9 protein-coding genes are annotated in these 13,389 nt (G+C 50.5%); all 9 read left to right on the plus strand.

What is annotated here, in order from left to right; all coding sequences use genetic code 11:
• Positions 1 to 103 precede the first annotated feature (103 nt).
• The 9 genes from DCW36_RS20970 (at position 104) to DCW36_RS21010 (ending at position 13,385) form a co-directional block, all read left to right on the plus strand.
• On the plus strand, positions 104 to 3,385 hold the full coding sequence (locus tag DCW36_RS20970) for a glycosyl hydrolase (protein ID WP_114781707.1): 3,282 nt from the start codon (positions 104 to 106) through the stop codon (positions 3,383 to 3,385).
• 279 nt (positions 3,386 to 3,664) lie between these two features.
• A complete protein-coding gene (locus DCW36_RS20975) occupies positions 3,665 to 5,026 on the plus strand; it encodes a glycoside hydrolase family 88/105 protein (RefSeq protein WP_114781708.1) in 1,362 nt (453 codons plus the stop codon).
• Positions 5,027 to 5,203: 177 nt separating this feature from the next.
• Positions 5,204 to 5,968: a DeoR/GlpR family DNA-binding transcription regulator gene (locus DCW36_RS20980; RefSeq protein WP_114781709.1), complete on the plus strand. Its 765-nt coding sequence runs from the start codon at positions 5,204 to 5,206 to the stop codon at positions 5,966 to 5,968.
• Between the two features lie 6 nt (positions 5,969 to 5,974).
• A complete protein-coding gene (locus tag DCW36_RS20985; protein WP_114781710.1) occupies positions 5,975 to 7,384 on the plus strand; it encodes an L-fucose/L-arabinose isomerase family protein in 1,410 nt (469 codons plus the stop codon).
• 417 nt (positions 7,385 to 7,801) lie between these two features.
• Positions 7,802 to 8,647, plus strand: a complete 846-nt coding sequence (locus DCW36_RS20990; protein WP_114781711.1) for a transketolase — start codon at positions 7,802 to 7,804, stop codon at positions 8,645 to 8,647.
• Between the two features lie 12 nt (positions 8,648 to 8,659).
• Positions 8,660 to 9,628, plus strand: coding sequence for a transketolase family protein (locus tag DCW36_RS20995; RefSeq protein WP_114781712.1), 969 nt, complete (start codon positions 8,660 to 8,662; stop codon positions 9,626 to 9,628).
• A gap of 450 nt (positions 9,629 to 10,078) precedes the next feature.
• The gene (locus DCW36_RS21000; protein WP_114781740.1) at positions 10,079 to 11,014 is read left to right on the plus strand and encodes a D-ribose ABC transporter substrate-binding protein; all 936 of its coding nucleotides are present in this window, start codon (positions 10,079 to 10,081) and stop codon (positions 11,012 to 11,014) included.
• A 12-nt stretch (positions 11,015 to 11,026) separates the two neighbouring features.
• Positions 11,027 to 11,662, plus strand: a complete 636-nt coding sequence (locus DCW36_RS21005; protein ID WP_114781713.1) for a DUF2291 domain-containing protein — start codon at positions 11,027 to 11,029, stop codon at positions 11,660 to 11,662.
• 217 nt (positions 11,663 to 11,879) lie between these two features.
• Entirely contained in the window at positions 11,880 to 13,385 is a 1,506-nt protein-coding gene (locus tag DCW36_RS21010) for a sugar ABC transporter ATP-binding protein (protein WP_114781714.1), read from the plus strand.
• Positions 13,386 to 13,389 lie beyond the last annotated feature (4 nt).

The raw sequence follows: 13,389 nt of genomic DNA on the forward strand, positions 1-13,389 counted from the left end.
GCGCTACTGTCGTTTGTTTTCGTTCTTGAATTCAAGCTCTGTAGAATTAGAGCCTTATTTTTAGTGTAAATTTCAGGCTAATTTATTGCTTTTAATAATCACCATGCGACGAACCCTTCTGCTTTTACCCCTGATTGCCCTAACTTCTTTAGCTATTGCTCAAAGACCTAAAACTGAAAAGCTTTCAGATGCCCTGCACGGTTTCAACAAGGTGCAGGACAGTGCCCGTACTAAGGTATGGTGGTTCCATGGGGAAACAGAAACAACCAAAGAAGGCATAACGGCTGACCTGGAAGCCTTTAAACGCGGGGGAGTCGGTGGAGTGGTTTATTATGATCAGTCGCATGGCAAGGCAGAGAATGCATTGCCGGGATTCTCACCGGAATGGTGGAAAATGCTGCGGTTTTCGGCTGAAGAAGCAAAACGCCTGGGACTCTCATTCGAAGTGCACCTCTCCAATGGCTATGTTGCCGGCGGACCCTGGATTACGGAAGAATACAGCATGAAGCGTCTCACGGCCACCGAAACGGTCATCAGCGGAGGGAAAAGCTTTGTCGGGAAGTTGGAAGAGCCTGTTAACCAGCACGGATTTTACCGGGATGTGGCGGTCCTTGCCTTTCCGGCCAAAAGCGGCGCAGGCATTAGTTCAACCACAGTTCCTTTCAGCGTAAGCTCCAATATAGCGGGCGTAGATTTCGCCCCTTTGTTCAATCCTAAAGTTACTTCTCTCACGAGAATAGCTCCAAAGGAAGGGGGAGTATTGGTCAATCTGAATTTCGAAAACTCGTTTGAGGCAAGAAGCATCACATACCAAGTGCAGCCAAAGGGAAAAGCTACCACCAGCGCCACCAACGTACCCGGACCTCCTTCCGATAAATTTGTCGGTACTGGTTATCGGGTTCTTCCTGATTTGGGCCAGCTGGAAGCTTCGGATGATGGCATTCATTACAAAAAAATCTGCGACCTCAAACCTATTTACAGGGCCCACGAAAGCTGGAAACAGAAGACTATTTCATTTCCAGCCATAAAAGCAAAGTACTACCGGCTTCGGTTACACGACTGGTGGGAGAAGGATGAGAAAAACAAAGATATGTTATTAGGGGCCGTCACGCTGAACGCTGCGGCCAAACTGGACCAATGGGAAGAAAAGGCGGGACTGTTTTCCGAATATATCGAAACTGATAAAACACCTGCCTACGCACCCGCTGAAAGCATCGACGCAAAAAGCATTATCAACCTTACCGGCAAACTGAATGCTGAAGGAATTTTACGCTGGGATGCTCCTCCCGGTTATTGGGTTGTGATGCGGTTTGCCCATGTGCCTACCGGCGCGAAAACAAAGCACGGCAGGGCAAATTTAATCGGAAGGGAATCTGACAAACTTTCGGTAAAGGCAGCCGAACTACAGTGGGAGAATTATGTTGGGAAAATTGCCGATTCCCTCGCCTTTACCAACAGCGGCCACCTCTCAGGCGTTGCCATGGATAGCCACGAGGCCGGCGCACAAAACTGGACCGACAATTTTATAGCGGAGTTTAAAACGCGAAGAGGCTATGACCCTACCTCTTATTTGCCAGCCATGATGGGCTATGTGGTAAACAGCGTAAAAGAGTCCGATGGCTTTTTGTTTGACGTGCGGCGCAACATCGCCGATATGATTGCCGATAACTACTACGGCACGTTTGAAAGGTTATGCAAAAGCAGGGGACTTACCTTTACCGCACAGGCCATTGGCAACGCCTTGTGCTTTGTGGGAGACCCCATTCAGGCCAAGAGCAAAGTAAGTAAACCACAGGGAGAATTCTGGGCCATCCATCCCGAAGGCAATTACGACATCAAAGAAAGCTCTTCCGCCGCGCATCTTTATGGCAAAAAAATAGCATCAGGCGAAGCTTATACCGATGCAAAATATAGCGCTTCCCTTGCCGACTTAAAATCGCTGGCCGATTATGCCTATGCTTTTGGTATTAATGAGTTTGTCATCTGTGCTTCCGCCTACCAACCGTGGCTGGACAAGCTACCCGGTAGTACCGGAGGAGGCCGCCACTATGCCATCAACCGCAACAACACCTGGTGGAATTATAGCCGTCCGTTCTGGGATTACCAGGCCAGAAATGCCGCTATCATGCGCACAGGCAAATCTTCCATTGACCTGTGCGTCTACCTGGGTGAAAATGCACCTGTAAAAATTCTCACTTACCGCCTTCCCGACATTCCCGGAGGTTTCGATTTCGATGCTTTTACCACCGATGCCCTCCTTACCCGCATGGAAGGGAAAGGAGGGAAAATCATGCTGCCGGACGGCGTAAGTTACAACATGATGATACTCCCCCGAAGTGGCGACATCACGTTGGATGCTTTGCGTAAAATTGCTTCTATTGTTGAAAGGGGAGGAAAAGTTTATGGACAGAAACCTCTTACATCCGGTTCAGCAAGAGATGTAGGAAGAGAACAGGAATACAAAGAAATCGCTGATAAGCTGTGGGGTGAAAATCCAGCTGCCACAGGCGCACATGCTTATAGCAAAGGCGTAGTATATTGGGGCATGCCATTGGCTGAAGCCATTAGTAAAGCGGGCATAACGCCAGATGTAGCCATGGCATCCGGAGACACCAAAGCGAACAAGATTTACTTCGCCCATCGAAAACTGGCAGATGCAGAAATTTATTTTCTGGATAACCACAAAGATGCGGCAGAGGAAAACCTGTTTACGTTTGCTACTACCGGGAAACAGGTGCAGCTATGGAACTCAGTAACAGGCGAACGTTTCTCCCTCCCGATTGTAAAAAAGGATAACAAAACTGTTTCCGTACAACTGCATTTAGCGGCCCGCGAATCCTGTTTTATTTTCATAACAGATCAAACTGAAAAACTTCAGCCTGTCTCGTGGCCGAAGCCTACCGATAAAACCGAAGTAATCACAGGCAGCTGGCAAGTTACTTTCGACAAAAAAATGGACGGCCCTGGTGAGCTAACCATGGAAAAGCTGCAAGACTGGACAACATCTGCCGACCCACAAATCAAATATTACTCTGGTACGGCTATCTACAAGAAGACCATATCCTTCGATCCGGCAGGCGATGACATTTTCCTGGACCTGGGTAATCTGGGATCTGTGGCACAGGTGTTTATAAATGGGAATGAGGCTGGCATTGTGTGGTGTTCCCCCTGGCAGTTGCAAATCACCAAGTACCTGAAGGATGGAGCAAACGACATCGAAATTCGCGTAGCAAATTCGCTCACGAACCGCATGATTTACGATGTCGGGTTACCGGAGGCTGAGCGTGTAACGTTTGCGTATCCGGCAATAGCAACTTCCAGCGATGCTTTAGTGCCATCGGGCTTGAAAGAGCTGAAACTGCTCCGAAGAGTACGCCTGAAGTAGAACGTTCAAATGGGAAATTACTGGGTATATGTTGGCTACTGTCTGACGCCCTGTATCATTTCTGTCCGCCGGTCCCTGAAACATGGAAATTTTGATACGGATAGTATCCGTGTTGATTGTTGTAGACTTTTGTAGATAATACCACCTGGAAAGTACTTCCTAGACTAAAGAGAGGCACTATGGCTGCAGGCTGTTATACCAGAATGCGGCTTCTTACAAAATCCGGAATACTACTATAATTCATTCATTTAATTCTAAACACAACTTAACAATATACAAATGAAAAGTATTCTTCTTGCGCTTCTGTCGTTTGTTTTCGCCACCACCTCCTTTGCCCAGAAAACGGCTCCGGGCCCGATACCCATTTATCCGGTACCGTACGAAATGCCGTCGGAGGAAAACATAAAAGAGGTACTGCACCGCATCCGGAAATATTATGAAGCCACCAGTTCCCAGACGATTGTCGATTCCAAAACCGGAGAAAGAATCACGGACTTCGCCACCTATAATCCGCAGGCTATCCCGTCGGATGGGTTTTCCGGTGAGTGGTCGTACACGCACGGGGTGGTGTTGTCGGCTTTTGATTATATTACCAAAGTAACCGGCGACGAAACGTTCTTTGCCCATAACACCAGGTTTTACAATTATGTGGTAGACAACCTTTCCTACTTTCATAAAAACGATGCCCGGAAACCTGGCGATAAACTGGGTACGTGGGGCCGTATCCTCCACTTCGAGGCGCTGGATGATTGCGGCTCTATCGGTGCGGCCATGATTAAGACCTACCTGAAAAACAAGAACAGCAACTACCTGCCCGTTATCAATAGGGTAGACGAGCACGTTTCTAAAAACCAGTACCGGCTCCCCGACGGCACCCTGGCCCGGAACCGTCCGCAGTACCAATCCATCTGGGCCGACGACTTATACATGAGCGTGCCGTTTCTGGCCAACATGGGGGTACTTACCGGAAACAAAAAGTACTTCGACGATGCCGCCAGGCAACTCCTGCAGATGGGCAACCGGCTTTACGTTCCGGAAAAAGAGTTATTTGACCATGGATGGAGTGTTACTTCCGGCAACTACGACCCTCGCTTCTACTGGGGCCGTGCCAACGGCTGGACCCTGATGGCCATGGCAGAACTGCTGAGTGTACTGCCGGAAAAGCACAAAGACCGCGACAAAATCCTGCACCTCTACCGTTCCATGGTGCGTAGCCTGGCTAATTCACAGGACGGCACCGGCTTCTGGCATAACCTCCTGGACAAGCCCGATACGTACGTGGAAACCTCCTGCACCGCCATGTTTACCTATGCTATTGCCAAAGGCATAAACGAAGGGTGGGTTAGCCATGTGTACGGACCGGTAGCCCTAACAGGATGGAACGCCGTGAAGACACAAGTGCTGGAAAATGGCGCCGTAGAGGGCACGGTAGAAGGCACCACCTTCGCCCACGACAACACCTATTACTACCACCGCGGCGCAAGCGTCAATGCCACGCATGGCTACGGCCCCGTGCTCTACGCCGGTGCCGAAATGATTCGCCTGTTGCAAAACGATAAGCTGGAAATTCAACAAGCCAAACCGAATGCCATCAACAGCACCTTCCATTTTATTCTGAAAAGCGAATGGCCAAAGAAATAAAAAAATAATTTGGTACAGGCACCCGCATGCGTAGAAGCTACGCTGCGGGTGCCTGTTTATTTTTCTTTTATTTTCCATTTTTTTCTATTAATTTCGTTTCAACTTCTTCTTTCGCAAGAAAACTACAATGTATTCTAATAGTTTCTTCGGACTGAACGTTGGGCGTACCGAGTAAACATGACAGCAAACCACAGAAGAGAAAAAATATTCGAAGTCATTAAAGAAGATGGCTCTGCCAAAGTAGTAGACCTGGCAAAACTTTTTAAAGTATCCGAACCTACCATCCGGCAGGACCTGGAAAAGTTAGAGGAAGAAGGATTAGTTATAAAAGAACACGGCGGTGCCTATTTAAAAAATGTACAAACACAGGTACAGGAAGTATCGCTGGCAAACCAGGAAAACATAGAAAAAAAAGAACTGATCGCCAGCAAGTGCCTGCAGTACATCGAGAGCGGCGACACCATCATCCTCGACTCCGGCTCCACTACTACCGAGATAGCCAAAAAACTGAAAGGCTTTAAAAACCTGACGGTTATTACCAACGCGCTGAACATTGCGCTGATGCTGGGGGCAGAACCGGGCATAGAAGTAATTATGACAGGCGGCGAGTTTAAACCTCCTACCCTGTCGTTAACCGGCCAGAAAGCAGCCGACTTCTTTAAAGGCATTAACGTGCAGAAGCTTTTCCTGGCAACGGCGGGCCTCTCGCTCAAAGCAGGCCTCACGTATCCGAGCATCAGCGATTTGGTAGTAAAAAAGGCGATGATTGATGCTGCGGAAACGACCTACCTGGTGGCAGACTCCACCAAAATAGGAAAGAGCGCTTTTGCCAGTCTGGGAGCGCTTTCGCTGATAGATTATATTATCACAGACGCAGGCATAGAAGACAAATCCCTGAAAGTTTTTCAGGACAACGAAATAGAATTAATAATAGCGAATTAACAAAATATGAAACAACAATCGACGCTAGGGGTTATCATCGGCAACCGCGATTTTTTCCCTGATTCGTTAGTAGCAGCCGCCCGTGCTGAAATAAACGCTTTATTCGAAACACTAAACATCCGTCCCATCATGCTGGGCGAGGACGATTCCAAACTGGGCGGTGTGGAAACGTTCCAGGAAGCGCGCAAATGCGCCGACCTGTTTAAAAAACATGCCGATGAGATAATGGGGGTACTGGTGGTGCTGCCGAACTTCGGCGATGAAAGAGGCGTAGCTGAAACGCTGCACCTGGCCGGCCTGAACGTGCCCGTGCTCATACAGGCCTACCCGGACGAGCTGAACAAGCTGGATGTGGCCCGCCGCCGCGACTCCTGGTGCGGTAAGATTTCGGTGTGCAACAACCTCTACCAGTACGGCATCAAATATACCCTCACCACCAAGCATGTTGTTTCTCCGGACGACCCTTCTTTTAAAGAAGACCTGCAGAACTTCCTGGGCGTTTGCCGCGTGGTAAAAGGCTTACGCAAAGTACGCATCGGCGCCGTAGGTGCCAGGCCAGGAGGCTTCAACACCGTGCGCTACAGCGAGAAAATATTACAGCGCCACGGCATCTCCGTTACCACCGTCGACCTTTCCGAAATTCTGGGCAACGCCAACAAGCTGACCAAGGACGATGCGGTGGTCAAAGAACGGCTGGAGCAGATTAATGCCTATGCTAAAAAAGGCCTGACACCCGACGAGGCCATGGTACAGATTGCGAAGCTGGATGTGGTGCTGAACGACTTCGTGAAGGCAAATGAGCTCGACGCCACCGCCATCCAGTGCTGGACCTCCCTGCAACAGAACTACGGCTGCAACGTGTGCACCAGCATGAGCATGATGAGCGAAAACATGTTGCCAAGCGCCTGCGAAGTAGACGTAACCGGTACCCTGAGCATGTACGCCATGCAGCTGGCTTCCGGCTCGCCAAGCGCCCTCGTGGACTGGAACAACAACTACGCCGACGACGACACGAAGTGCGTACTCTTCCACTGCGGTAACTGGGCCAAATCGTTCTTACCGGATATTGAAATCAGCAATGCGCCTATCCTGGGTACCACTGTGGGTGTAGAAAACACCTACGGCGCCCTCGCAGGCCGCACCCCGGCCATGCCCCTCACCTACGGCCGCATCAGCACCGACGACCCGAAAGGCATCATCAAAGTCTACATAGGCGAAGGCATGCTGACCGACGACCCGCTGAACACCTTCGGTAACCGTGCCGTGGCTCAAATAGATAACCTGCAGGGCCTGATGCAGTACGTGTGCCGCAACGGTTTCGAACACCACGTCGTGATGAACGCCTCCAAAACAGCAGGCATCCTGAAGGAAGCCTTCGAAAACTACCTGGGCTGGGAAGTTTACCAGCACGTGTAGGGTAGAAAGAAGGTACTGAGAGAAAATTCCCCCTTTGAAGGGGAGAACCTGAAACCGGTGCGCTGGTGCGAGCTTGTAGCTCGTACCAATATTATCCGGGCTAATTTATTGCATTTATGTTCTTCAGCAGAAGCAACAGGTTTATAATGCAGTAAATGATGCTAAAATTTTGTTCGTGGTAGTAGGGTACGAGCTACAAGCTCGCACCAGCGAAGGCAAGCACTTTGTGAACAGCAGTAATTACCAATCCCCCTGCCCCCTTCGCCAAGGGGGATTTAAAAGCAAGCCTTGCTGCCTACTTGTGGTGCAGAGGCTATGGTGGGAGGAGCAGAAGACTTTTCCCGACAAGATTGGTCTTCAAACGAAGACAAAAACGCAGCTGCCAGGCAGCAACCAATATTAAATTCCAGAAATCAGATGACAGATAAAGAGTTACAGCGAAAGTCGATAGAGTACCGGAAAAGAATCCTGAAGTACATCTACCAGGCGAAAGCAGGCCATACAGGAGGCAGCCTTTCCTGTACCGATATCCTCAACGTGCTATACAACCACGTGCTCAACGTTGGGCCGGAGAACTTCACCTCCCCCGACCGCGACCGCTACATCCAGAGCAAAGGCCATACGGTTGAGGCGCTGTTCGTGGTGCTGGCGGATAAAGGCTTTTTCCCATATACTGACCTGGAAAACCTCTGCACTTATAAGTCGCACTACATCGGTCACCCGACCAAGAAAGTGAAGGGCGTGGAGCAGAATACTGGTGCCCTGGGCCATGGCTTACCCATGAGTGTGGGCACTGCCCTGGCAGCCAAACTGGACGAGCGTGATTACCGGGTATTTACCTTGATGGGCGACGGCGAACTGCCCGAAGGCTCCAACTGGGAAGCCGCCCTGACGGCCTCGCATTACAAGCTGGACAACCTCTGCGCCATCATCGACCATAATAAACTCCAGATTACAGGCCCCACCTGCGAGGTCTGCGACACCAACCCCATCGACGACAAGTTCGAGAGCTTCGGCTGGGCGGTGCGCCACGTGGACGGGCATGATATTACGCAGTTAAAGGAAGCCTTCGCAGCCATGCCATTCGAAGCAGGAAAGCCAAGCCTGATTATTGCGCATACCATCAAAGGCAAAGGCGTTAGCTTTATGGAAAACGAGCTGAAGTGGCACCACGGGGTACCAAGCGAGGAGCAGTACCACAAGGCACAGGAAGAACTGGATGCAGCGCTGGCTGCCCTGGAAGGAAAAGAAGTAACCGTTTAAAAGCAGAAAACAGTGGGAGCAATTATAGAAAGTGACGTAACAACCGGCAAGCCAAACCAGGATGTGTTCTCCAGCACCCTCCAAAGCCTCGCCGCCACCGACAGAGATATTATAGCCGTAACCAGCGACTCGCGCGGTTCCGGCAAACTGGTACCATTCGGGCAGAAGTATCCGAAGCAGATAGTAGAAGTTGGCATTGCCGAGCAGAACCTGGTAGGCGTAGCCGCCGGTCTGGCTTCAGCTGGCAAAAAAGTATTTGCTGTGTCGCCTGCCTGTTTCCTGACAGCGCGTGCCCTGGAGCAAATCAAAAACGACGTAGCCTATTCCGACAACCCGGTAAAACTGGTCGGCATCAGCGCCGGCGTGAGCTACGGAGCCCTTGGCTCCACCCACCACAGCCTCCACGACTTTGCCGTGCTGCGCGCCATCAACAACATCACGGTTGTAGCGCCCGCCGATAATTTCGAAACGGAACAAGCCGTGGCCCAGGCAGCCCAACTGAACCAGCCCTTCTACCTGCGCTTCGGCAAAAAGCCCATGCCGCTGCTGCAACCGGAAGGCCAAGGCACTTTCGAGTTTGGCAAAGGCAGAGTAATAAGAGAAGGCAAAGACGTAGCCATCATCGCGACAGGCGAAACCGTTTATCCAGCTGTACAGGCCGCCGAAAAACTGGAAAGCGACTACGGCATTTCGGCCACCGTGGTAAGCATGCACACCATCAAACCGCTCGACTACGACCTGCTGGCCCAGCTGGCCTCCACCGGTCAGGCCATCATAACCGTGGAAGAGCACAGCGTGTACGGCGGCTTAGGCGAAGCCTGCGCTTCGTTCCTGTTCCAGAACCGTTACCACAATCCATTCAAAATCATGGGCATCCCGGACGAATACACCGTTACCGGCTCCCAGGCAGACATTTTCAGGCACTACGGCCTCTCCGAAAGCGGCATCGCGAAAACCGCAGTTGAGTTGCTGAGGGGGTAATTATTGTCTGAATTTGGATTTATCAGATTAAAGGATTTTCGGATTTTAAAAATTTATCAATCCTGTTAATCCTAAAATCCTGCGAATCCAAATTCAAACAAACAGCGGCTCAAAAGACCTCGCAGCGTCTTCCAGACCTGCGAGCGTCTTATGCCACAACCGCTGCCGAAATGTTAGCTCTTTATTAATAGCTACAAGCAAAGCCAGCCCTTTGCAATTTCCTCTCCTTCGTGCACTGCACAGACAGCACCTTTTTACACTTTATTTAAAAATAAATAAATTATTTATATTTAAATTCTTGCAAGGTAGTTTTTTATGCACTATTTTAAACGAATGTTAGTTCTTAGTAAAACAGAGCTATCAAAATCAGTAGAAAAAGCAGCTCCATAACGCCTTTTTCCTGAACAGCTTACGATACAAACTATTACAAATAACGTCATGTTGAAAAAGATGAAACGAGTACCGGCGCTGCTCCTGCTTTTCGCAGTATTGCTAATTACAAGGTGCGGTAGCAACACGGGTGCAGAAGAACCTAAGAAAGTGGCCGTCATTATCTCCACGCTCAACAACCCCTGGTTTGTGGTGCTGGCCGAAAGTGCTGCAGAAAAGGCAAGAGCTTTAGGGTACGAAGCCAAAATCTTCGATTCGCAGAACAACACCGCCCTGGAAGCCGACCATTTCGAAAACGCCCTTGCCTCGGGCTACGACGCCATCCTCTTCAACCCCACCGATGCCGATGGCTCCGTTTCAAATGTCCTGAAAGCCAAAGCAGCTGATGTGCCCGTTTTCTGCATGGACCGCGAAGTGAATTCCACCGAAGCCGCTACCTCACAAATCCTCTCCGACAGCTACTCCGGCTGTGTAGCGATGGGCAAATACTTTGTAAAGGAGATGAACAAGAAGGGGAAATATGTGGAAATTCTTGGCCTCGTGGGCGACAACAACACCTGGGCCCGCTCCAAAGGCTTCCACAGTGTGGTAGATAATTATCCTGATCTGAAAATGGTAGCCCAGCAAAGCGCCGACTTCGACCGCAACAAAGCCATGGAAGTGCTGGAATCGGTACTGCAGGCGCACCCAGATATTGATGCTGTTTTCTGCGGCAACGACGCCATGGCCATGGGTGCTTACCAGGCCTTGGTGGCAGCAGGCACAGAAGACCGTGTAAAAGTATTCGGTTTTGACGGGGCAGACGATGTGGTAAAATCCATCAGCAACGGCAAAATAGCCGCTACGGGCATGCAGTTCCCGGTGGTTATGGCGCAGACTGCCGCTAGCTATGCCGATGAATATTTCAAAGGAAAGCGTGATTTTCCGCAGAAGATGCCGGTAGCCGTGGAGCTGGTAAAACAGGAAAATGTAGAAGATTATCTGGCAGGTAAATAAGCAAAAGCAACCATGAAAAAGAGACTGAAATATATCATTGCTGCCGTTGTGGTGGTGCTGCTGGCTTACAACTCGGTATACTTCGAGAAACTAAGCGAGGTAAAAGCCGAAGCAGCTACCGGCAAGTTCGACGCCGCCTCCTATGCCGCCACCTTCTGGGACACGAAACTGATGCCGGGCCTAAACCAGGCCGTCGAGGTAAACGACCTGATGGCACAGCTCCAATCAGACAAAGAAGCCGCCTTCAAAGCCCATTCCAACGCACTGGGCATCGGCAATATCCGCTACTTCCTTATCAAAGGCGAAGGCGAACTGAGCTCCATCAACGAGAACGATGTCACTATTCTGGCGATGGCTGATGGCGAACAGAAGCCTGTCAAAATAGCCACAGAGTTCGTCTACGGAAACGCCGTACGCGATGCGCTGGGCCTGGTAGACCTCAACGACTTCAGCAACACCATGGACCTGAACAATGTGTCGGAAGAACTCAACCGCAAAATCAGGACGGAAGTAGTGCCGCCTTTCAGAGCTGCTGCCAAAAAAGGCGATAAAGTAACGTTCATAGGCGCCATCGAACTAAACAAAGAGCATCTCCGCCTCGATGAAATTGAAGTGATTCCGGTAGCGCTGGAGGTGGTGAAGGAATAAGGTAAGGTTAAAATGGCGTGAGCGTCTTCGCTCGTGTCTACTATTCCGCGGCATCTGGCCGCCGTACTACATACAAAGCCAATTCCTTAGTAGCTGCTGGTGCGAGCTTGTAGCTCGTACCTTTTCACATGCCACTCCCAAGTAATAATGGAACGAGCTACAAGCTCGCACCAGCGACAGGAAGACAAACAAAAAAATCAATCAAACATCCAACATTATGCTGGTTGCAGAAAATATCACAAAGCGGTTTTCGGGCGTAACGGCGCTGGAGAACGTCAACCTGGAGCTGCATAGCGGAAAGGTCAATGCCATTATCGGGGAGAACGGTGCGGGCAAGTCTACGCTTATGAAAATCCTGTCGGGTGTGTACCCCGACTACGAGGGCCGCATCGTGTATAAAGGCGACACCGTCAGCTTCTCCAATCCGCGGGAGGCGCAGGACAAGGGTATTGCCATTATCCACCAGGAGCTCAACCTTATCCCCTACCTGAGCATCACCGAAAATATTTTCCTGGGCCGTGAAATCGAAACGCTTTGGGGCACGCTCGACCAGAAGGAAATGCGCCGCCAGACGCAGCAGTTGCTAGACAGGCTCAAGCTGAACGTAGACCCGGCCACGGAGGTGTACAAGCTCAAAGTGGGGCAGCAACAGGTGGTGGAAATCGCCAAAGCCCTGCTCCTCGATTCGGAAGTCATTATCATGGACGAGCCAACTTCGGCCATCAGCGAAAGCGAAGTGGAAGTGCTCTTCGATATCATTGCCGACCTGAAGCGGGAGAACAAAACCATTGTGTACATCTCGCACAAGCTCGACGAGCTGTTTAAAATTGCCGACCGCTACATCGTGCTCCGCGATGGAAAAACGATTGAATCAGGCGATATGGCCGGTATGACGCACGACAGCATCATTCAGAAAATGGTGGGCCGCGAGATACAGATTATGCGCAAAAAAGCGGCCACTACCTGCGAGGAGCCGGTGCTGACGGTGAAGAACCTGACGATGAAGCACCCGGCCAAACCCCAGGAAGACATGCTCAAGGACCTTTCCTTTACCCTCTGCAAAGGCGAAATTCTGGGTGTGTTCGGATTGATGGGTGCCGGTCGTACGGAGCTGCTGGAGGCTATCTTCGGGCTGCACCCCAAACTGATTAGCGGCAGCATCTGCATTGAAGACAAGGAAGTGAAATTTAAATCGCCTGCTTATGCCATCCGTTCCGGCATTGCCCTGGTACCCGAAGACCGCAAAAAAGACGGCCTGGTGCTGGGCCTGGATGTGCGCACCAACATCAGCCTGACCACGCTGGAGAATATGGAAGACATGGGTATGCTCAACGACAGCAAAGAATGTTCGCTGTCTGAAAAGTACATCAAAGAGCTCCGCATTAAAACGGCTTCTGATACACTGGCTGCCAAGAACCTGAGCGGCGGTAATCAGCAGAAAATCGTGATTGCCAAATGGCTGGCCACGCACCCCAAGGTCCTGCTGCTAGACGAGCCGACGCGTGGCATCGATGTGAACGCAAAAAATGAAATTTACAAACTTATCCTGAGCCTGGCCGATGCCGGACTGGGCATTATCATGGCCTCGTCGGAGTTGCCTGAGATTCTGGCAATATCAGACCGCGTGCTGGTGATGGCCGAAGGTAACTTAACTGCAGAGATTCCGGTTGACGAAGCCACCGAAGACAAAATACTGAAAGCTGCTATTCCGAATTCAATTTAATAAA

Origin of the sequence: Botryobacter ruber (assembly GCF_003347595.2) — a bacterium.
Classification (GTDB): domain Bacteria; phylum Bacteroidota; class Bacteroidia; order Cytophagales; family Hymenobacteraceae; genus Pontibacter; species Pontibacter ruber_A.